Consider the following 21,771-nt stretch of genomic DNA (forward strand, 5'->3'; position numbering starts at 1 on the left):
CCCTCGATTGTTAGGTGAAAGTCCTTCGTAACGTCGGCACAGTCGGTCGGCGATCAGTTGGTCAATCTCTTCATATGTTGCCGGACCCACACCGACGCAAGGCAAAAGCGGGCGCTACGCACCCAGGCCTTCTACGCACGGGAAGGCGCCGATGTTGGATCGCCTTTCCGATTAAATTAGATATCCTTATGCACTGCGCATCAGCAGCGCTTTACCCGACAAGTTGACAATGCCCGCGGTAGACATCGCCGGATTTACGCCACATCAAAAATATCAATCGGAAGGCTGAAGCTGAAGGTCACGCCCTGTGCCTCATTGCGCACGACCCAAATGCGACCACCGTGTGCTTCGACGATCGACTGACAGATCGCTAGTCCCATGCCCATGCCCGTTTCCTTTGTGGTGACAAACGGCTCGAATATGGTCTTGCAGTCCGCCAGCCCGATGCCGTGATCCTGAACGTCAACCACGACTTCGTCCCCGTCACGCCGGGAGCGGATCAATAGCGGCTTCGATCGCTCTGCCGTCACCGCCGACGCCTCGATCGCGTTGCGCAAAAGGTTGACCATTACCTGCTGAATTTGCACCGCGTCGGCATTGGTCATCGGGACGTCCTCGGCCAGCTCTGTTTTGAGCGAGATCCCATTCACGTGGACCTCGTCAGACATCAGGGCGCAGATTCGCAGTATTAATCTGTTAACGTCGAGATTGGTCTTTGCAGGAGCTGCCTGTTTAAACAACGCCCGAATGCGCCTGACCACGTCCGACGCGGCATGTGCGTCGCTGACGATCTGTTCGGCAATGCGCCTGGCTTCGTCGACGTTGGGCGGCGCTGCAGCAAGCCATCGCATACACGCATGCCCGTTGGCCACAACTGCCTGCAGCGGCTGATTGAGCTCGTGGGCGATGGAAGCGGACAGCTCGGCCACCGTCGCAATCCTCGACGCCTGCGCAAGCTGCTCGCGGCTGCACCGCAATTCCTCTTCCGCACGCTTACGCTCGCTCAGATCGAGTACGAAGGAGACACCGTGATTCCGGGCGTCATCAAAGCTCGTCGAGCCGACAAGCACGGGCACACGACTGCCGTCTTTCCGGAAGTACTCCTTCTCGAAGGGTTGCACGCTCCCGGTCATCTTGAGTTCCGGCGTCCACCAGCGTTCGTGGCGATCGCGCCATTCCGGGGGCGTCATTTCTGTCCAGCGTAGGCGGCCCGCGACAAGATCCTCGCGATCGTATCCCACGATCCGGAGAAACGCATCATTGGCCCCAAGAATGGGACCTTCAATGTCCCAGAAGACGATCCCAATAATATTGGCATCGACCAGGCGGCGAATTTTCGCTTCGCGCTCAGCGAGGTCGTTATATAAACGCGTATTCTCCAACGCGATCGCCGCCTGAGAGGCAATAAGCCGCAGCACCGAAATGCGGAGCGGCGTAAAGACGCGTGGAGCCAGGTTGTTCTCGAGATAAAGCAAGCCGATGAGCTTGTTCTGGTTGATAAGGGGCAGGCAGAGAATGGACCGGGCCTGGCGTTGCCGAATGTATGGATCCGTGGCAAGTGCGGGTTCGGCTGCGGCGTCGTCGAAGATCGTGGCCTCCTGCGTGCGAACGACCGTCTGGACAATCGCCTCGGATAGCGCCTGTGCGGTTAAGGGCTCGTCGCACAGCCGCACGTCGATCGTATCGCCGCACGTTATGGCTTCCGCCTCGATCCGCTGTTCACCGCCGCTGGAGAAAATCAGCAGGCCTCGCTCGGCCCCCGCATTCTCGATCGCTGTGCGCATCAGCGTGTCGAGCAGCTTGTCCAGCATGATCTCCCCCGAAACGGCTTGCGACACCTTGAGGACGGTCGCGAGATCCAGATGTTCGACCGGCGCCCGGATCGTGCTCGTTGGTCCCGGTGCAGGCTCCTTCCCGCTCAGTTGGGGATAGCGCTGACCAAGTTGCGCCACCTTCCCCTCGGCGCCCCAACTCTGGTAGCAATGACGCGCATTTCGCAGATAGGCGTCGGCCATTGTCGGGAAACCGCGCGTCGCACAAAATTTTGCGGCGCGTTCGTGGGCCAAGGCCTCGTTCTGGATAAATTCACCCTCTCGCGCTAGCCTGATGGCGTCTTCGTAAAGGCGTATGGCGTCGAGGTCCCGGCCCTCGAGGCGTGCAATCTCGGCACCTACCAATGCCACGCGGTTCGTGAAAGTTGCTGGGCAGCTTTCTGCCCAGATCGCGAGCCGCTCGTGATGGGCCTCCAGCGCTTGCAGATGCTCGGGCCGCTCTTCAACTGAACTGCCATCGCAGCATGCTGCCCGGGCCAGGGCCCCGTAAAAGTGGTATTCGGCCAACTCACATTGGGTCGGAGTCGCCCAAAGAAGCCTCGCGGCTTTCGATAGGGCCGCCATGGCAGACGCGTCGTCTCCGGCGTAGACGCTCGCTTGCAGCCGGCGAATCCAGTAATAGGATGCGGGATTGGCCAGTTGCGCATCCTCCAGACGTCGCTCAAAGCGAGCCTCGTCAAACGCCACGTCATTGACGGAGGTAAAGTCCGGTGTCAGCCCACGCAGTATTCGAATAAGTCTGAGCTGCCCGATGATGCAGTCGCTGGCGAGACCGAATTTTAGCTTCCGCGCGAATTCAAGCCCATGCTCGGCCTCTCGTTGGATGTCACTGAGCGGGTCTCCGCTGGCGATACGGTTGGTGATCACATCGATGCAACTGTAGGCCGCGTAAGACAGGTCGCCAGCGTTCAGCGCCGCCTCGTAGGCGCACCTCAGGAAGGCGCGAGACGTTTGCAGGGGCTGCGTCCAGTGGGCGACGTGGACAGCGAACACTAGATAAGCGCGAGCCTTGAAACGGTCGAACCCACTCGTCTCCACCAGATCCAGGCCAAGCCTGCCAAAGCGTAGCCCCGCCTCGTATTCGCCGAAATACGTCCCCAGGACTCCGCCCAGCCATTCATAGGCAAGGCATGATCCGTCGGTGTTGCCATACTCCAGACTAAGGGATGCCATCCGACTCACGATGAGGCGGAACAGGTTCATGTCGGTGAAAAAGGCCGGTGACGTGAGCACCGTCAGCACGTCCATGGTTGCGCACCGATCCGGGTCCTGCATCGACGGCAGATCAAGCAGTGCCTCGATGGAACTCGCACCCTGCTGTTGCCACAATCGATCATAGGCCCGATGCACGTCTTCCTCCGTTGCGTGCGCCGACCATGGGCCGTCAACACGGCGGAGATATTCCAGGCCGACCTCGACAGCGCTGTCGCTCTGGTCCAGGGTCGTGTAGAGATTGAGGCGCACGCAGGTAACGGCTGCAGCGTCAATCGTCGTCTGTGCTCGGGTCGACAGCATGGTGAGCCCTTCTTCCGCTGAAGCCAGCTCCCCCATCAGGTATTCACACTCGGCGCGATGAAGCTCAAGGTCGAAGGTGAGCCGGTAGCATCGTTCCCATCCGTTGTCCCCCAGCAATGTGCGGCCGGCGATGAAGTAGCGCAGTGCCGAATCATAAGCCGTTGCCGCCTTCGCACGCTTGCCCGCAATGAGGTTCAGCTGAGCGACATGTTCGCATTCCTCCGCCGAGCTGATCAGCGCCCCGCCGCGACCGAACTGGTTGACGATATCGAAGATGTTCTCCTCGATGTCCTGCGCGGGCGTCGTGGCCGCGAGAGTGCGGCCGATCCGAAGATGCGCCATCGTCCGCGCCCCTTCAGGGATGAGCGCATACGCCGCCTCCCGGATACGGTCGTGAAGGAAGGTGTAGCTGCTATCTGAGCGCAGGACGACGCCGGACCGCACGGCGTCCCAGAGCGCCCCGTGCACCGCCTCCTCGGTTCCTCCACACACGGCAGCAAGCGTACCCGACGTCGCAACGTTCCCGAGGCATGCCAGCTGTCCCAAAGCCTCCCGGGTCGCACGAGGCAGGCCACTCAGCTTCACCGCCATCAGATCCGCGACATTTTCGGTGAATCCCTCGAGGCGAATGCGAGGCAGGTCCCAGGTCCAGACTGCGATGCCAGGATCGAATACCAGTAGCCCCTGTTCGGCCAGCGCGAGCAGGAACTGGATCGTAAAGAACGGATTGCCCGCCGTCTTCTCGAACACCAGTTCAGCCAATGGCCGCACGCGCCCTGGGTCCGTGTGCAGGGCATCCGCCAGCAGCCGCCCCACATCCTCCGGGCAAAGCGGCACCAGCACGATTTTCCGCACCCTTCTGCCGGCGCCGTTGAGTCTTGCGAGGGTCCGCGCCAGCGGGTGCGCGGGATCGACCTCGTTGTCACGGTACGCCCCGACCAGCAGCAAGTGGCGCACGTCCGGGTGCGCAATCAGATGCTCGATCAAATCGAGGGTTGCCGAGTCCAGCCACTGAAGGTCATCAAGGAACAGCGTTAAAGGGTGCTCCGAACGGGCAAAGACGCCGAGGAAACGCCGGAATACCATCTGGAATCGGGCCTGCTGGTCCTGGAGTGGAACGTCAGGCGGTGGCGGCGGCTCACCGATGATGAGCGCGAGCTCCGGGACGAGGTTGACGATGAGCTGGCCATTCGGACCTAACGCCTCCTGAAATCCGGCGCGCCATTCGCCCATCTCCCTGTCGCTCTTGCCGAGAATCTGGGAAATGAGACTCTGGAAAGCCTGAGCGACCGTTGCATAAGGGATATTTCGTTTGTATTGGTCGAATTTGCCTGATGCGAATAACCCGCGTGGCGGCACGAGCGCCTTATGCAACTCATTCACAACGGAGGACTTGCCGACCCCGGAATAGCCGGAAACCAGCACCAACCCCGGAGTGCCTTCGTTGACAACACGATCAAAGGCGGTGAGTAAAGCCGAGATTTCCCGCTCTCTTCCGTACAGTTTTTCAGGGACCAGCAGTCGATCCGGAATGTCGCGTTCGCCGAGCGGAAACGGATCAATCCTGCCAACCGCCTCCCATTCAATCAAGCAACGGTGAAGATCACGCTCGAGGCCAACCGCCGTTTGATAGCGCTCCTCGGCCGTCTTGGCCAGCAGCTTCATCACGATATGCGAAACCTGGGCCGCAACGCGTTTAGTCCGCTCGACCGGCGGAACGGGCTTACGCGCAATATGGCAATGGACCCACTCCATTGGCTCGGACGCGGCAAACGGCAGCGAACCCGTCAGCATCTGGTATAAGGTGACGCCGAGCGAGTAAAGGTCGCTGCGCGTATCGATCGATCGATTCATTCGGCCGGTCTGCTCCGGCGCCATGTAGGCGAGCGTTCCCGCCATGGTCTCGGGCGGCGCCGGCGATTGGCGCTCACGCGGCAGTAATGTGGCGAGGCCAAACCCCGTGAGCCGCACCGATCCGGTTGACTCGTCGACGAGGATGTGGGCCGGCTTGAGATCCTTATGGACAAAGCCGCGCTGATGGGCCCTCCCAAGAGCCGCTGCTATGCCGATCGCTAGCCGCAGGAAGCGCCCGGATTCGAACGGCGCGCCCAGCAGCCGCTCAAGTGGCTCGCCGCCCGGGTCCTGGAATTCCAGCACGGGCCGATCACCCTGACGCAGAAGCGCCAACGGGCGCACCGCCCATGCACTGCCCAGTTGATCCTTCAGACCATATTCGTGGGACAGACGATCCAGGCTGGCCGCCGTCGGGGGCTCGCCGAGGGGCCGCACGGTCAGCACGGAAGTTTGTGTGCCGTCGGCATTGACACGCCACGTCCTACCGATGGCACGGTCGTCGTCCTTCGTCAGGCACTGAGGTTTCGCGCTTAATCCGACAGTAGGTGCGCGTCGAGCTCCTTCCCGCGGTAAATCGTCTGTGTCCAAAGCTCGGTCCCCGTCTGAGATATCCGTCAAAGCGCTCATCTCGATTTCGGTCATGATCTCCTGAAGCAGATCACACTCTCATGGTCGGCCTTTCAGTGCCGGGTGGGAATACACACCACGATCCGTCATCGTGTCTGAAGAAAAAAAACGCCAGCAGGCCGGTCGGATGTAACGCTTCGACGCGCACATAGCGCCTCTGATTCGCACCCATGCGACTAAACCGCGTGACGTGAGCCGGGATCGCCGGAGTGGGCGCCAGCCACTTTTCGACCAGCAAGCGCAGGGACCTCTGACCGGTGTTCATCGTCTTCTCCTTCGACCTCTTTCCTGTCGCGCAAAGGTGAGCGCTTTTCTGCTACGAGACCGAGCGCGGAAACAATCTTGCGGCTCGCATTCGCCCAGTTAAACGCATGGGCCATGCCAGCATCGCCGTCGTGACGCCACATTGTTGATTTCATGGATATTTGTTTGAGTTTTAGGGCGCCTGAACGGGTGCCAGTTGCGCAAAGCGTTCGATTTCCGGACGACGCTGTATTTCGGGCATAGAATTCAGACGGAGGTCCGCGCCTGTAAGGCGATCGCGTCGAGATCGATCGCTGATGTGCAAAAAAAGAAAACGCCATCAGGCAAGGCGAACCCTCTGATCGGGTGAGGTACTCGTACTCACACGGAGGCAGCATGAAAGAGACAGGCACGCCGATGGACTGGTTTTCCAGTCCCGCTCAGGACGCCAGCGTCATGGCGGCGTGGGAGCGTTTGATTCAAGGTGACAAGCCTCCCTCTGGTGCCCTGCGTGGGGTCGTTGACGATTCCTGGCATCGCTGCCTTGATGGCCGGGTGGCTCCCGATACGGCGGGTGCCCCACTACCGCTTGAAGAAGGGGCCCTGTTCGACTTGCGCATGAGGAACGACCGCCTGATGCATGCCAGCGTGCCGCTTATCCAGCAGACACGCGAGTTCCTTTCGCAGACGGGGACCATTCTGCTGCTCGCGGATACGGACGGCATGATCCTCGAACTGGCCGGCGACACGCGCGTCGTTGAACCCGCCGGCGAGGTCCGGTTGATACCGGGTTGTAACTGGACCGAGTTCAGTTGTGGCACCAACGCGATCGGCACCGCCCTCGCTTTGCAGCAACCGGTCCAGATCCATGGTTCGGAGCATTTCTGCGCGGGTATCAAGCAGTGGACATGCTCTGCTACGGTGATCCGCGATCCGCTCGACGGCACCGTACTCGGCGTACTCGATGTCTCGGGCCTTGCGCAAACCTACAGCCAGCATAGCCTGGCGTTTATCGTCTCGATGGCCGGGCGTATCGAGAGCCGGCTCGGGAAGTTCGCAATGGAGCGCCGTCTGCGCCTGATGGAGCGTTGCATGGCTTACTGCTCCGGTCGTACGGACGGCGTCGTCGTGCTGGACGAGTCCGGACGTCTCGTCAGAGCCAACCCGCTGGCGTCAGCCGCCTTTGCGCGGCTTGGCGTATCAGGCGCACTGGACAACGCTTTTCCGATCCCGGACATCGCCAGGATTGCCGGTGGCTCCATGTCGCCGCAATCACCGGCGTGGTTGCGCCTCACACGCATTGAACGCGTCGCTGAAGGCGTCGACACGCTCGGCTTCATGTTGATTGCGCCGGCTGCCAGTCGGCGCGCCGCTTCGTTGTCTGATGCGGTACGTGAGGCGATACCGGTCGCCGAGTCCACGCCTGCCGCGGCGTTCTCTCGCATTGTCGGCACGAGCCCTGCACTGCGCGCGGCTATCCAGAAAGCACAGCAGCTGGCCAAAGCCTCGGTCCCGGTCCTGCTGCTGGGCGAAACCGGCGTTGGCAAGGAGTTGTTCGCGCAAGGCATTCACCAGGCCAGCTCGAGGGCAGACGGTCCCTTCGTCGCGCTGAACTGCGGTGGCTTGTCCCGCGATTTGTTGAGCAGTGAGCTGTTCGGTTATGCCGAAGGTGCGTTTACCGGCGCACGCAGGTCAGGCATGACAGGGAAAATCGAAGCGGCGAATCACGGCACGCTGTTCCTCGACGAGATCGGCGAAATGCCACTCGACATACAGCCGCATTTGTTGCGTGTGCTGGAAGAAGGGGAGATATACCGATTGGGCGAGAGTGCGTCTCGGAAGGTCAGCTTGCGCCTGATCGCCGCCACGCATCGCGACCTGCGTGCAGACGTCGCTGACGGTAAATTCCGCATGGATCTGTATTACCGGCTGGCCGTCACGAACATCTCGATACCGCCGCTGCGCGAACGCAAGACGGATTTGCCCGAGATGATCGAGCACTGGTTGAGTGTCTCGCGCGAACGGTACGGCGCAAGCCATGCCGCCTTCGACGACGTGGCGTATGAATGCCTGCTGAACTACGCCTGGCCCGGTAACGTCCGCGAGATGCGAAATGCAATCGAGGGCGCGGTCCTCATGGCCCGCGACGGAATCATTACAGTCGCCGAGCTGCCGCCAGAAATCGGCGATTCGGCCGTTGCTCCTGGGGGCGTTCGAGATAAGGCGTCCGCCGGGCTGTCTGCGCTTGCACGCCAAAAAGTCCGGTCGCTGGAAATGGCAGAAGCAGAGTCGATTCGTTTTGCGATCCAGCAAAGTCAGGGCAACCTGACCCAGGCGGCCGCGCAACTTGGCATAGCGAAAAGTACGCTGTATCAGAAAATCAGGAAGTACGCCATTGTGCGCGACCTTGGGGTCACCCGGCGCGTCAACATATGATGTTGAACGCGACGGTCTATTGACTCTCGCAGTTCACGCCTCCCGTCAGACCTGCGTTCGAATTCCGCTCTCCAGACCGCCGACAGTTCAGGAACCGGACGTTGCACGAACGTCCTGGCCACTGCAAGCGCGGCGGTGATTCCCCGAAAAGCCAATCCATTCGTATGCGGCATTTGGAGGCCTCATTGACACTCAGAGCTTGATTTCGGAGAACCAAGCTCGCAGCCAGCGTATTACGCGAGATATCGCCGCCAAAAGCGCTTGAGCAAGCGCCGCGACCTTATATACCTTGCAGTCCCGGGCGCGAGAGGCTGGTGATGTTGTCGGCATCAATGAGCCAGACTTCGGCATACTCGAGCGACCGCGAGTGACACGAACGGATACCGACCCAGGCCGAGCCGGACCTCTCGGCCGTCCTGCTTGTAGCGCAACATCCACATCTTGCGGGTCGCACGAACCCGAAGGTACAAGCCCTCCCCATCGGAGAGGAAATAGTCGGTGGATCGATGCGAGGCAGACTGGATCTGCCGGTCGGTAAGAAGGCCCATGGTGTGACCCAAAATCGAGAATGGTGAGAAACCATTCTGGGTCACACTGCAGGTCAAATGCAAACGCTGGAACAGGGCGGAACTCAGGGGAATTCTACGGGCCGTAGAAAAAGATAAAGCCCTGATTTCTCAGGGCTTTTCGGACTTCAGTGGCTGTCTGCGGCACATCAACAATGCTCTGATGGGGTAAGCGGGATCGAAAAACTCCCTGCAGACCTTTGCCACCAAAGGCTCTCGTGAATCACAAACCCCATCGGGTACAACTTGGGGTACATCATCCACGATCTGATGCTTTTCAACAACATCTACCCCATAACAGACCAAGTAGAAGCCGCTTGTCAGTCAGCAACAGCGAAGAACGCAATTATACGCAGCCGTGTCCCGTCTGCGCAACTTTTTTCTTACTTCACGGATTCCCTCGCCCGCGAGGCTGCATATCGAAAACCGCAGGTACCCTTCCTTGTAGGCGTCACCTGCAATGTAGGCTCGTTGCGTCAGACCGGCGAGCGATAGCGTGGGTGGTTTCTCCAGCAGCACGCCGGCAAGACGAACTGGGCGCCACGTCCTCATGCTGCGCGACATCTCGGGCACCGTTTTCGCGTACGAAGAGATCCTATACATCGAACATGGCGCCGGACACACGCGCAGGTCGATTTCCCGTCGCGGCGAGATAGAGGCCATCAAGGCGATTGTCAAACGGCCGGTCGCTACAGAAGCTTTCAGCGAATGCAAAATGCTGGTCTGCTCGACAAGACGTTCGAAGCAGTCGTGCTTCGAGACCCTAGCCTTTTCTCCTGCCGCAGTGGATGCCGCAAGCTTCAGGCTTCAACAAAGGAATGGCGGAACTGCACATTCATCCGGCCATGTTGATGGCGCTCGTGGGACACTACGACCAGGCGAAGGTCGATTTCAGCTCGCCGCACTTCGCGAACTACCAGCACGCGAAGCCGTTTGCCGAACTGAAAGCCACGCTTGACCGATTCGACGGGGAGCTGCCACTGATGTTTTGAATAACCGCTCCCACATGACAACAAAGAGGAGTCAAATGAACAAAGAGCGATACGAAATCTTGAAGCGCCTGAACGAGGCAGAAGGCAATCTGGCTTACATGTTGGCTGTTTTCGGCGACACGCTCGCCGAACGCGAAGGATACAAAGACCTTGAAGGCATGGACGCTATACATTTTTATATCGTGCACAAGTTCAAATGGCCTCCGGCCCAAGTCCGGGCGATGTCCGCGGCCGACCTTCGCTTTGTTTTGACGGAGGAAATGTCCGGTTGGACGGCACCTGTCGACGCCCGATGACCCAGGGAGGCTACCCGCCTCTTTTGAGGCATATTCTCGAAGGCAAGGAATACATGCCAATCATTCGAAGTCGCGATGTCGAGAAGCATCGGGCTCAGTGGCGCGCGCTGATTCGCGACCTTTGCTCCTGCCCGCCCAAGGAGCCGGAGATCGCCGACAGCTTCCACACACAATGGCATGTCTCCGGCCACCGCATACGAGAACTCGTTGCCGACGACGAGTTGCTGATGAACATGCTTTGGGTCTGGTTGCCTCGGTATGAAGGACCGCATCTTGTTCTCTATCGAGGCGAGAATAGAGACCGCTTTCGGGGCGGAAAAATCGGGACTGCATGGAGCGATCAAAAAGAGACTGCCCACATGTTCGCGAGCGGGCTGAACAACACCGGCGAAGGTGGCGTAATTCTCAACGTCGTCGCCCCCAGCGACGCAATCATCGCGGGACCATCCGAACACAGCGCAAATTGGCTGCGTGAGCGCGAGTTCACGGTCGATTGGCGAAAGCTCGACAAAAGCAAGATTGAGCAAATTCAATTCTTCATTCCGCACAAGCACTAGGCTGAGACGGGATCGGGCAGTTCGCGAACCATCCTCGCTCTGGCGGGCGCAGCTCAACGATAGGGCGATTTCGAAATATCGACTTCGGCGTTGACCCCAACCGACTCCAAGAACTGGCTCACATATTCGCGGGCCTCGCGGTCCACGTTCGCTGGCCCGATCACGACTTCCCGGACGCAATGCCGAATGTCAGGTGTTTCGAAATATGGTGTAAGTCCATAGGGACCGCGTCGCCAACATTTTTCGGGGGCGTTCTCGTTCATGCGACCGTTTTGTCGCGAAAGGGTGGCGTTGTGGACAATGCGCCACTCCCGCTCGGTCCAAAAGTCGGGGTGCTTGCAAAACGCGCAGACGCGGTCGATGTATTCCCAAGCCACCGTGGAAGCGTCTTTGTCGGTAAACAACGGTTCGATGTCGATCAACATTCTTAAATGTTTGATCTTATCGTCCTCGGTGTTCGGATCCCCATAGAAAACCGACGCAAAAGTCCATTCTCCCGAACCTTGCTCGCCAAGCGAGACGGAATATGTAGAATCAAACAAGGGCGCTCCGACCGCCATCCGAAGCGCGTTGACATCAAACCCAATTGCAAATCCTGCGCCTTTTTCCGCATAAGCGGCCCATTGCGGAACCGAATCCCTGTCTTCGGAAAAGCAACAGATGAAATAGTCACTGATACCTTGAATGACCTCGAAATGAAAATCGAGTTTATCGGAAACATCTTTGAGATCCGCGTCGTTTTTTGACTGCGCTTCGAGATGTCGAAAAGCCAGATTCTTGAACCACTCTAATTCTTGCCGGTCGTTTGTCTTTTTCGCGTCGGACACCCACAAACGCCCACCCTTCAAAATCGACAAAAACGCCTCGACCCCGCAATAGTGATAGACCGTGTTTGGAATGGCCACGATTTTCCCTCGAACGTTTTGCAAACGCTAGGCTGGTCCCTTTGGAGGGGACTCTCCCAAATTAGGCCACAGCTTCACGGTCGCGCCAACGGTTTGTTTCTTGTAGCGTTCGTTCAGTCCCTGGTGACCCTGATTTCCGCTCCCGCAAACTCGGGTTAAGGGCGGGCACGGCCCGGCGCAGCGAATCCTTGACGCGCCCGGATTGCGAACAATGAAGAAAAGCCGGGATGGCGCTCCGACGTCCCAGCGTTGGAATGCCGCCCTGTTATAGCTTCGGCCGTCGGCGACGGCTGCGCCAATCCTCCCGCGCCAGCGAAGCATGCGCCGGTATTGCCCGTGCCACCCTCCGCTTCCTGCAAGGTCAAGAGCAATCCCATGGCCTGCGCCTGTGTGTAAGTGGGAAATGAAAGCGTTCACATATCGCCGCTCCGATATTAAATCATGGCACCTCCGCCCCTTTCGCCTCGTGCGTTGGCGGTGAAGCTGTTTCGCGAAAGCTTGCGACACAAGGCAGAATCGAGGACGCCTGGGAACCGAGGACGTCCGCCATGAACTTCAATCGCTTTCGTTGTGCTTCTTTGACGTGTTGGGATTTGAATCACGCTTCTCCGCTCTTGGCCTGGACGGCATGCTTCGAAAATATGTCGCGCTGATTGACCTTGTGGACGCGAGGAACGAGCACATGCGCCGCGTGTTTGGAGAGATGGGATTTTCTGAAAGCGCCTATTGGCTATCAGACGGTGACGCCTTCGTCTTTTCCCATCTTCACGGCGCCTACGCGAGCGATTCGCTGCTTGTGTGGACGCACACAGATTTTCCTGAGGCTCGATACCCCGCAGCCCTCGACCTGACGCCCGCAGAGCGCGAGCGGCGCGCATCCGAGCCCGCCGGAGGTTGGCAGTATCACCCCATTCCCTGCGACAATCTTCTCGACATTTGCAACGAAATGATTTGCCATAGTCTGGAAATAGGTTTGCCGTTGCGCGGAGCGCTCGCGCTCGGCGAAGCGGTGTTGAATAGTGAGCGTGGGGTGTATCTCGGCCAGCCGCTTATCGATGCCACTCGCATGGAACACTCGCAACGAATCATCGGAGCGTCATTCACGCGCTCATTTATGAATCAGATCGTTCCGGAGAGGTATCTTGTTCCGTTCGACGCGCACCTCAAAGACGTTCTCAACGACCTGTTCCAGGGAAGCGTTCTGTATTGGCCCAGGCACTGGCGGGCAACGCGAAAGACCGATGTTCGCGAAGTTGTTCGTGCGCTAAACACGCTTCCGTCCGCAACGGCCTACTACGACAACACTCTTCGTCTGGTCGACGCCTCGGAGGCTCGGGCTGGCGTGTTTGACGGGTCGGAGGAACCGCGGATTTGCGGCGCCTATCCGCAGTTTTCGGCGCCAGAACTATCGCTTCGGGCTTGCGCCGTAAGGCGGATACGTGTCAACGAGCGCGAGCAATAGATGCAGACGAGGCTCTTTCCGTATCTGCCGATGGACACCCTGGGCCAAACGCGAAAAATACGTCAGCCGCGACTTCAACGAGAAGCCCCTCCCAGCGGTTGGCGTCCACAAACTGCGATGCAAGGTGTTCCATAGCTTCACCGACCCGTCGCCCATGGCGATAGTCGCAACGCGCCTCTGGCTTAGCTCCCCCGGCCAAGCGCCACCCGGGACCTTGTGAGCGCTCACGGCATGGTTGCCACCGAGCACGGCCCAGCGCATCACTCCCCGACAGCGCCCGTGCACCACACCTGAGGGGGCGATCGCGGCCGGCGTTCGGCGTCTCCTAGACAAGTGTCGCCGCAAATTCCATTGCGGCTCGCCGACCGACCTTCCGACGTCCGAACCTCGTCCGCCTCGTGAACTTGATGGGCCGAGCCGATGAGTCACAGCATCGATCGCGGGCAAGCAGGAGGCGCGGATGATCGCGCCCCCCACTGAATGCAATAGAAGGCCATTGAGAAGCAACCGCAAACCGCACCCAGGTCAGCTTTACTTAACCGGTTTGGCTTCTCGTCCGAGTTTGGCGGCCAACTTCGATACATCCGGCAAAAATTTGTCGTCAAATTCGAATGTCCCGACCACCTTGCCGTCAACCTCATTAAACGCAACCTGGGCAAAACCGCCGTCTTTTCCGTCAAAAAAGCCACCAATAACAAGAGGCTCTCCATCGTAAGAAACTTGCTCGGAATTTAATGATCTATAATTCGAGGTATAGCCAAACACGATCAAGATTTCCTCTGGCCTCGACAATTTTCCAGCTTTATCCCTAAAATCAACACTTGAACTGAGATTGAATCCAATCTTCAACCATGGATCAGGACCGCTGGCCTCATTCTCCATTAACTCACGAGCCTTGTGCTTGCTAATCTCGGATGACAAAAACAGATTGACTGCATACTGATTAATTGGAATCCACGAATCACCTTGCGCAACCTGGACGTCGTTATCGAAAACAAATTCGTGATTTGTTTTATCCTCGGAAAATGAAACATTTACAGATTGCAAAAAATAACGACGCCCGTAAACTGATAAATCCCTCAATTTCTCGAAATTCTTTTTCCAATTTTCGCTTTTCGCAGCATTAAATGTCAGAAGCTTTATCCCGTTCTTTTTGGCATAATTTTTAGCAGGATCAGCAAATCCGTTTTTTGAAACAACGATGGTTTGATTGATTCCGACCTTTCGGTGCTTCTCTCGAAATGCTTCAATAATCCGAACATCGACAGGTCTCGAAATGGCCGTGCACTCAATCCCGATTTTAATGTCGCAATTCAACAATTTACTCTCAACGAGTATATCAATTTCCCTATCGATGCCTGCCTCTTGATCATAAAGCATGGCAGATTCACTCACTTTCGCGCCTGCTGGCGCCAGGTGGCGATTAATAATTTTTACGAGTTTCTGGAAATCATTTGTTCGCGCAGGCATTTTACTCCCCACATGCTTGTTTTGTTATGTATAGCGGAATACCACCGATTACCGACGAGCGTGGTCGCTCATGAAAGATGCAGCAATTAAGATGGTGTCGGGGTTGAAGCGCATGCTCGTTCGCACAGGGAGTCCACAAATGGCTCAGCAACGTCCGCAAGGCGTCGGGTGGAATCGCGACCGGGTGAGCGCTCGCCTCGCTGTTGCCATCCAAGTAGTCGAACGTCTCGAGTTGCGCACAGCAGCAGGGTTAAGTGGGGCAAATTCGGTAAGCGCTTCAGGGTGGTCGCGGACCGCCATCGCCCGGTACGCCCCCGGCAGAGCCGGGAGGCTTACCCCTAAGCTACTTGTACCATTCCGCTTTGATCGCGGCCATATCCATTTCCTTCCACTGCTCCCTCCATAGTTCCCAGTACGGAATGTCGTTCGAAGAAGGAGCATTCGTACACGGGTCAATCTGGACGATGGACGGCAGGATGATCGACTCTCCAACTAGCAACGCTTCTCCTTGTCGAAAGGATGTCATCTTGTCGATCAGCGACCCCAAGGAGTCTGGCAGCAGTTTCTTGACGTATCCTTGATCTACAGGATTTGTCAGTCGCATCGCAATAAAATTGTTACATTGCGAGAAAATCGTCTCCGATATTTCGGACGGTCTCTGACTTGCTAAAAGCAAAGTGACTCCGTATTTCCGCCCCTCCTTCGCGATCCGTTCAATCGATATTTTCGATGATCGGTATTTTGACAACTCGCTGTTCGGGACATACTTGTGCGCCTCCTCATAAACCAGGAGGATCGGCACGTCGTTGTTGATTTTTTCATTTGGATCTTTTGCACAACGTAGGCGTTTATATATATATCCGTACTCGAAGATCAGACGAGAGATGAGCGATACGGTGATACTTAGGACTTCGAATGGAACACCACTCAGATCGATGACTGTGACGTTGGATTTATTCGACGAGTAGCCAAGCAGAACCTGGAGCGCGTCCTCAAAGGTAATGCTTTTGGATTTCTCCCCCAAGAAGAAATCAAGCCGACTGTCATTGACCTTGTTTTCCAGGCGGTTGACGAAATTTGTGAGCTTCCCGTAGAGACTTCCCTGCGTCAACTTAGGTTGCCCTGCCTTTTCCTTGTTGCTAGCCGCGTACACCTCGCCCGAATCGATGAGCTCCGTGTTCTTGGCAATTGCATACTCGAGAACCTTCCTGATGTCGAACAGAAGGGGGGAGTCCATGTGAATTTTTTGCTTATCGGCATCTGATCCCTGAAACTTTTGTCGCCGGTCCCAGATGATTGCCTCTTTGAAGATGTTTCTCTGGTTATGGTCGTTTGCTTCCGTATCGAGAAAGAACTCCTCCAGCTCTTCACTGTTCAGCATCCAATAGGGTAGCGTCAGATTGGAAACATCTATGAAGTTAGCCGCGGGGAAAGCAGATTTATATTCCGAATGAATGTCGAAGACAATCACGTGAGAGTTATTAAGTGCGAAGTCGCCCTTCTTTCCCGCTACTGCGCGCTGGATGATCGTCGCAAGTGTATGCGATTTTCCTGATCCGGTGGATCCGACGATCGCGATGTGTTTGTTGAAAAATTTATTCCCGTTGATCGGGACCTGTACATCCTTGTTCGAAGCGAGCGTCGAAAAACAGAAACTTTCAGCGTCTTTTACTGAATCGACATAGATCTTCTTGATATCATCGATGGTCGCCGGCCTGACCTCCTTCGGTGGAATGGCGAGTGAATCTCCCCCGCGTTCAAATTTACCATTCCGAAGTATACCCAGCGGGAATGCCTCAATAATATAGTCTCGCTTCCCACCCTCTCCGACTGCAATCTGAAAATTCTCAATGATTGCAATCAAAACTGCGTTCTCATTATCGGCGATTTTAAGGTATGAACCGACCTTCAGCGACTCCTCTGCTATCTTGAAATTTTCAAGATCGTCGACGACGATCCGAACCTTATCCGGAAAAACGGCTATCACCTGTGCGTTGATATCGTCCATTTTTATCTCACTTGCCATGTCAGTATTGAATTAATTAGATAACCGCCTTGATGTCGGACAGTTGTTCGACTTGAATCCTTACGTGACCGACCGAAGGGTTATTGTATTCGAAATAGCTTTTCCCAAAATGAAACTGGTACACTTTCCGGGTTTTCGTGATCGCCACCAAGGTTGCCTCCAGATCATTCAGAGTATTCAATATTTTTATCTTGATCCCATTGTTGTGACTTGCCTTCTGTGCTACCGAGTTCGGGTCGAAGTCCGCACCTTTGTAATCATATCCGTCGACAAACTTGAACCCTTCCATATGCAGGTCTCTCTTAAAAGAGAGCAGTTCATCTTCAGCAATTCCCTGAATAAAAACGTACGGGCAGAATGGAGAGGGTTCTAGCCGGGAGAGTTTCGCCCATTTCTTGGAAAGAGCAAAGAGTAGATCTTTCAGCTCATCGCGAACATACGATGCGGTGTCGACTTCGATCAAAAAAAATCGCTCAAATGGCGATATGTTGAGTGTAGTGAAATATTCGGCACGTAACGCAGCCAGATGATTTTTCTTTCCTTTTCTCTCCACGAACCATTCATTGAAGAGGATACTGGCCGTGTCCACTCGCTCCAGAAACTGCTTCTTCGTAATCGTCCTCTTGACCGGATCTGACTGAATCGAGAGTTCCCGGATAACACGAAGTGCATTGTTGTAATAGAAGAACTCTGCCGAGAATGGCTTACAGTTGAACTCCACCGCCAGACGGTCAATCACGTCCTGAAACTGCTTCTCCAATTCTGGGGCATGAATATCCACTGTCAGCACCGACAGGAAGTCAGCAAGGTCATTGTCATCTAAACCCAGCTCTGTGTGATGGCAGTGCTCCACCTTATTAGTTGTGTAAGTGAGAAAGTGTCTTTTTAGAAAATCAACGTCGATTCCCTTGCTCAACTTATCCTGCCCGGACGCGTAGTGTCCCTTCAGAATGTATTTGATCTTCGGCTTGCTCCCTAACCTAACCTCTTTGAAATGAGACAGCATGTACATCACCGCCTCCTTGATAACCGAATGGTTGTATTCTGTTTTCGCGTAATACTTGCACTGGACGGCTGACATATCGGATGCAGTTCGTATGTCGATATCCTCAATGCATTCGACTTCAATGGAATCGTTACCACCCGCCAGGCGCAGCAAGCTTAATATGGAAAGATCAAATTGATAAAAATATCCCCTGATCGTATCGACAGCACTTCTATCGCTCATTTCTATCTTATCCGTTTCACTTCACTGTTTATCATTCGCATCGAACGCGTGGCGTGACTGCACTACAGTCGTCCCGTCAGGGAAATCGGGACCGGGACGACGCCGAAAATATTCGGCATTCACCGTTGGCTGGGTCACCAACATCCGTACTTGCCGGGATCACTCCGCCTAAATGAGTTATCTCGACTTCGATCCCGTTTCCAGCCTGCGTCCAGATTTCCTATGGAATCACTGCGATAAGCAGACTACGCCTAAATCACGGGTCTGATCTGACAGCGCATATCGTCAGGCTGTCACAGCGTTTCTCCGCAGTTCCACGACGTTCACGGTACTGCTGAATACTTCCTGCACCAACGGCCGTAGATGTTCGTGATGCGTGAGGAAGATCACCTGGGTCCGGCCTGATAACTCGCGCAGTGCCTCTAAACCGGCCTTGGCGCGTTCGTCATCGAAATTCACAAACAGGTCATCAGCGATAAAAGGCAACGCCTTCGCATGCTGAAGGTGCAGCTCGAGCGCAGCGACACGCAGTGCGAGGAACAATTGGTCCCGCGTTCCTTCACTCAAGCCCGAAACCTCCACCTGCTTGCCTCTGGTGCGCTTGGCATAAAGGACCGGTGGGCTCGCCTCGTGGTCAACAACAAGCCTGGTGAATTGATCTAGCGTTAGCTGTGCGAACACCTCACCGGCCCGCTGGAGCATCGGGCCCTGCTTTTGATCACGATATCGGTCGATGGCCCACTTCAGGAGTCTGCTAGCCGTCGCGATTTCGAGGTATTGCTCTGAGGCATCCCCCATTGCGGCCAGCGCTTCCTGACGCTTTGCCTCCGCGATTGCAGCATTCGCTTGCCCGTTGATCGCGGAGAACGCCTGCTGCGCGGTGACCTGCCGCTGCGCGAGGACGTTTAACTGCTCGGTCAATCGGGACAGGTCTCGCTTTGCCTCCTCAAGGATGCCAACGACTGCGGCCGGGTCGTGCTCAGCCACCTCGGCTTCAATGGCCTCCCGTGTCAGACCGTCGCCCTCCCTGAATAGCATGCTTGTGGCCTTATCGATCGCTTCCAGCAATGCGCGGCGTTTATCTGATCGATCAATCAGCGGCAATGCCTCCTCAACGGTCTTGACGCCGGCCAACTTCAGCAAGGGCTGGATCCGCTCCTCCGCGGTCACTACGTCAAGTTCCGCATTCTCCTTCCTTGCCTTGGCTTCCTTAAGCGCCTCGTCCGCCAGCATGGCAGCTTGCGCGGCACTATTCGCTGCACGCAGGCGTGTCATAAGGCGCCGCGCAGCCTCCGACCAATCTGCTAGCTTCACGAGATCTTCGTCCAGCAACCGGGAGAGTCGACATGTCTCAGCCTCTAACGCGTCCAGGTCAGCCTGCATGGTCTCGATACGGTTTCGGCGGATATCTTCCGCCGCATCCAGCTTCTCAGCCACCGTGTTGGCCAGCTCCACTGCGCCCTCTGCTTGAGCCAGCGTCGTTGAAGCTTCACGTAGCTTCGCGGCCTGCAAGGCACCGCGCCATTGATCCTCCCAAGCCCGGTACACCTCAGCGGCCTTTTCGGCTTTGGCTTTCAGCGTCTTGAGCGTTCGCTCGCCCTGGGCTATCTGTTGATCAAGGCTTTCCTTCCTGGTCCGCGCTGAATCAGCGCTCTGTACGAAAGCGGATGCGGTGGACAAGAGAGCCGCCATGTCCGTCGCATCGACAACGGTGACCGACACGGCCTCAAGAGCCTTGGCAAGTGCTTCGATCCCGCCTCCGTATGCAGATTCTTCTCCGGCGAGATCACGTCTGCATTGACGCAACGTAACCTCGGCGGCGAAAGCCGCCTCTCGTTTGATAACCCATTGGGGCAGATCATCCAGCGCGATGCCATCCAGCCCAATATCCATGGTGAGCGCGGCCCACTCTGTCTGAAACTGCGCTAGTTCGGCCTTTCTCTCTTCAACGTCCGCCTGTTTGCGAGAAACATCCGCTCGCGCGAGCGCCTCCTGCTCGCGAAGGCCTTGCAATTTGGCCGCCTCAGTAGCACTGCCAAGTTGCAAGTCCACAAGCTCATCCGCCAGACGGGTCGCGACATCTACGGCCTGCGCACCTGCTTCAATGGTGACGGCTCCAGACTTGACATCGTGCCAGGAGTTGTCCCGCTGCCCCCTCGCATCCAGAACTTCGGCGTGAGTCACCACCTTGTGACTTTCCGTGAAATGCTTCTCCTCGAGTCGCAATCGCTCCATCAGGGCTTGCGACTCATCGAGCTTGCCACGTGCATTCCTGACGGCACCCATACGCTCCTGTTCCTCGCGCTGGAGAGCCGTTACACGAGCAATTGATGGCACATCCATGGTCCGAAGTGCTTCCAGCGACGGCCTCCAGCGCCCTAACGCTGCGAGCGCATCGGCGAACTGGCGGTCGGCCTCCTCAATGTCAGCCTTGAGGGACTGCCGCCTTGAGTGGCTGCGATCCAGCGTTTGAGCCTCCGTGAGAGCCAGGCGAAGTTCGCCTGGAACCTCCGACGCCACGAGTCCTTCAAACTGCTCATGGAGCATCTGGAGATCGTGCTTTCTCTCCTCCACGGCTTCTTCTGCGCCAACCATAGCCTGGTGCAGCGCACCGTGTTCGCGCAGGAGATTTGTCACGGTCTTCAGCGACAGTGCCCCAGGAAGGCTACCGCGCAAAGTCTCCTCGTCTGTCGGCCAGCCGAGTTGGGAAGCCGCCGCGAAAGCAGCTTCAAGCAAGCGCCCGACCTCGGCCCGCCGCAGCGGCAAATCACGCTGATGGTTCGCACAGGCACCTCGAGCCTCGTCGAGTAACTCAATATCCTTCGACAAAGCGAGAATCTCATCGTCCGTTGTGATCTCACCTCGCTCACACTGGCGCGCGTCAAGATCCTTGCGCCGCTCCTCAAGCACCCTGTTCGATCCGGCGAGGCCAGACTGCCCCGAAGTCAGGTCGACATACGCGGTCGACGGAAGCTCAGTAACGTCCCCAAGCTCGCTGAGCTCCGCTTCTCTGGCAGCCAATTCCATGAGAAATGGTGCCAGTCGGCGCACTCGCTCAAGCTTCGACCGCAGGAATTCGAGACGCAAGTGCTCCGCCCTGGCCTCCGCAATCTCTTCGTTGATCCCGTCGAGAGCGTCCTTCGCTTCTGACCAGACCTTGGTACGCACGTGCGCCGCCTTAAAATCCGCACCGGCCTCAATAAAGCGAGCCTCGGCTTGCGCGTACTCACTACTACCTCCGCGCCTCGTCCACAGCTCCCCAACCCGATTCTCCAAAGCTTCCCGGACGGGACCTAATCCGCCAATACCAGCCGCTGACTGGAACAATACACGCCCCAGGTCCTTCGAAGCGTCGAGGATACTGCGCCCTCCTTCGACCAGACGTTCATGGTCAAGGCAGAACATCTGCTCGAAAAACTCCTTGGTTGCGCTGCCAAGAAGTGGCAACAGATAATCATCGGGCAGTCTCTCGTCGTTCGGGGTTCGAAGCTGCGTCCGGCCGCGGGCGCGATGGAAAACCACTTCGCCCTCCTGGCTTCCCAGGATACCCCCCAGGCGCAAATCGGTCAGTTCGTGCAGGAACGCAAGTGGAGTGCGGGCGGGCATGCCGAAAAGCAACTCCAGCACAGCATTTCGAACTGTTGATTTGCCTGCCTCGTTGGGTCCGACGACGACGTGGAAGTCGTGCGCTGCCTTTGGAAACGCAAGGGACTCACTGTCAAACTTGCCATATTTGATCAGGTCAAGTTGCTGGATCCGCAT

General features: G+C 56.9%; 13 protein-coding genes. 5 read left to right on the plus strand and 8 right to left on the minus strand.

What is annotated here, in order from left to right; translation table 11 throughout:
* Positions 1-254: 254 nt before the first annotated feature.
* A complete protein-coding gene (locus SB772_RS01160; protein ID WP_410831447.1) occupies positions 255-5,843 on the minus strand; it encodes an AAA family ATPase in 5,589 nt (1,862 codons plus the stop codon).
* Positions 5,844-6,004: 161 nt separating this feature from the next.
* Complete coding sequence (locus SB772_RS01165; protein ID WP_410831448.1) at positions 6,005-6,247, minus strand: hypothetical protein; 243 nt, start codon at positions 6,245-6,247, stop codon at positions 6,005-6,007.
* A gap of 280 nt (positions 6,248-6,527) precedes the next feature.
* Here SB772_RS01165 and SB772_RS01170 point away from each other — a divergent pair, with 280 nt between their 5' ends.
* Positions 6,528-8,507 carry a sigma-54-dependent Fis family transcriptional regulator gene (locus SB772_RS01170; RefSeq protein WP_410831449.1) on the plus strand — a complete coding sequence of 660 codons (1,980 nt, stop codon included), beginning with the start codon at positions 6,528-6,530 and terminating at the stop codon, positions 8,505-8,507.
* Between the two features lie 329 nt (positions 8,508-8,836).
* Here the strand turns inward: SB772_RS01170 and SB772_RS01175 are convergent, their stop codons facing one another.
* Positions 8,837-9,055 (minus strand): Arm DNA-binding domain-containing protein, encoded by a 219-nt coding sequence (locus SB772_RS01175; protein ID WP_410831450.1) that lies wholly within the window; start codon positions 9,053-9,055, stop codon positions 8,837-8,839.
* 806 nt (positions 9,056-9,861) lie between these two features.
* Between SB772_RS01175 and SB772_RS01180 the strand changes: the two genes are divergently transcribed.
* The 3 genes from SB772_RS01180 to SB772_RS01190 are packed head-to-tail and all read left to right on the plus strand — an operon-like array spanning position 9,862 to position 10,918.
* Positions 9,862-10,065 (plus strand): hypothetical protein, encoded by a 204-nt coding sequence (locus SB772_RS01180; protein ID WP_410831451.1) that lies wholly within the window; start codon positions 9,862-9,864, stop codon positions 10,063-10,065.
* A 35-nt stretch (positions 10,066-10,100) separates the two neighbouring features.
* Positions 10,101-10,361 carry a hypothetical protein gene (locus SB772_RS01185; RefSeq protein WP_410831452.1) on the plus strand — a complete coding sequence of 87 codons (261 nt, stop codon included), beginning with the start codon at positions 10,101-10,103 and terminating at the stop codon, positions 10,359-10,361.
* The gene (locus SB772_RS01190) at positions 10,358-10,918 is read left to right on the plus strand and encodes a hypothetical protein (protein WP_410831453.1); all 561 of its coding nucleotides are present in this window, start codon (positions 10,358-10,360) and stop codon (positions 10,916-10,918) included. Before SB772_RS01185 ends, SB772_RS01190 begins: the two co-directional genes overlap by 4 nt.
* 53 nt (positions 10,919-10,971) lie before the next feature.
* Here the strand turns inward: SB772_RS01190 and SB772_RS01195 are convergent, their stop codons facing one another.
* Positions 10,972-11,823, minus strand: coding sequence for a DUF2971 domain-containing protein (locus SB772_RS01195; RefSeq protein ID WP_410831454.1), 852 nt, complete (start codon positions 11,821-11,823; stop codon positions 10,972-10,974).
* A gap of 628 nt (positions 11,824-12,451) precedes the next feature.
* On the opposite strand from SB772_RS01195, the gene SB772_RS01200 reads away from it, so the two are divergent.
* Positions 12,452-13,285 carry a hypothetical protein gene (locus SB772_RS01200; protein ID WP_410831455.1) on the plus strand — a complete coding sequence of 278 codons (834 nt, stop codon included), beginning with the start codon at positions 12,452-12,454 and terminating at the stop codon, positions 13,283-13,285.
* A gap of 531 nt (positions 13,286-13,816) precedes the next feature.
* Here SB772_RS01200 and SB772_RS01205 read toward each other — a convergent pair.
* The 4 genes from SB772_RS01205 to SB772_RS01220 form a co-directional block, all read right to left on the minus strand.
* Positions 13,817-14,755, minus strand: a complete 939-nt coding sequence (locus SB772_RS01205) for a restriction endonuclease (protein WP_410831456.1) — start codon at positions 14,753-14,755, stop codon at positions 13,817-13,819.
* Between the two features lie 343 nt (positions 14,756-15,098).
* The gene (locus SB772_RS01210; protein WP_410831457.1) at positions 15,099-16,763 is read right to left on the minus strand and encodes an ATP-binding protein; all 1,665 of its coding nucleotides are present in this window, start codon (positions 16,761-16,763) and stop codon (positions 15,099-15,101) included.
* Between the two features lie 34 nt (positions 16,764-16,797).
* The gene (locus SB772_RS01215) at positions 16,798-18,009 is read right to left on the minus strand and encodes a DUF4297 family anti-phage-associated protein (RefSeq protein ID WP_410831458.1); all 1,212 of its coding nucleotides are present in this window, start codon (positions 18,007-18,009) and stop codon (positions 16,798-16,800) included.
* A 285-nt stretch (positions 18,010-18,294) separates the two neighbouring features.
* Positions 18,295-21,771, minus strand: coding sequence for an AAA family ATPase (locus tag SB772_RS01220; RefSeq protein WP_410831459.1), 3,477 nt, complete (start codon positions 21,769-21,771; stop codon positions 18,295-18,297).

Source organism: Paraburkholderia sp. SIMBA_030 (genome assembly GCF_046535245.1).
Classification (GTDB): Bacteria; Pseudomonadota; Gammaproteobacteria; order Burkholderiales; family Burkholderiaceae; genus Paraburkholderia.

Bases quoted from the DNA above. Each gene is read 5' to 3' on its own strand.
- SB772_RS01210 (WP_410831457.1), bottom strand. From the start codon at position 16,763: ATGGACGATATCAACGCACAGGTGATAGCCGTTTTTCCGGATAAGGTT.
- SB772_RS01170 (WP_410831449.1), top strand. From the start codon at position 6,528: ATGGCGGCGTGGGAGCGTTTGATTCAAGGTGACAAGCCTCCCTCTGGT.
- SB772_RS01160 (WP_410831447.1), bottom strand. From the start codon at position 5,843: ATGACCGAAATCGAGATGAGCGCTTTGACGGATATCTCAGACGGGGAC.
- SB772_RS01220 (WP_410831459.1), bottom strand. From the start codon at position 21,771: ATGCGGATCCAGCAACTTGACCTGATCAAATATGGCAAGTTTGACAGT.
- SB772_RS01205 (WP_410831456.1), bottom strand. From the start codon at position 14,755: ATGCCTGCGCGAACAAATGATTTCCAGAAACTCGTAAAAATTATTAAT.
- SB772_RS01180 (WP_410831451.1), top strand. From the start codon at position 9,862: ATGCCGCAAGCTTCAGGCTTCAACAAAGGAATGGCGGAACTGCACATT.
- SB772_RS01215 (WP_410831458.1), bottom strand. From the start codon at position 18,009: ATGAGCGATAGAAGTGCTGTCGATACGATCAGGGGATATTTTTATCAA.
- SB772_RS01165 (WP_410831448.1), bottom strand. From the start codon at position 6,247: ATGAAATCAACAATGTGGCGTCACGACGGCGATGCTGGCATGGCCCAT.
- SB772_RS01185 (WP_410831452.1), top strand. From the start codon at position 10,101: ATGAACAAAGAGCGATACGAAATCTTGAAGCGCCTGAACGAGGCAGAA.
- SB772_RS01190 (WP_410831453.1), top strand. From the start codon at position 10,358: ATGACCCAGGGAGGCTACCCGCCTCTTTTGAGGCATATTCTCGAAGGC.
- SB772_RS01175 (WP_410831450.1), bottom strand. From the start codon at position 9,055: ATGGGCCTTCTTACCGACCGGCAGATCCAGTCTGCCTCGCATCGATCC.
- SB772_RS01200 (WP_410831455.1), top strand. From the start codon at position 12,452: ATGCTTCGAAAATATGTCGCGCTGATTGACCTTGTGGACGCGAGGAAC.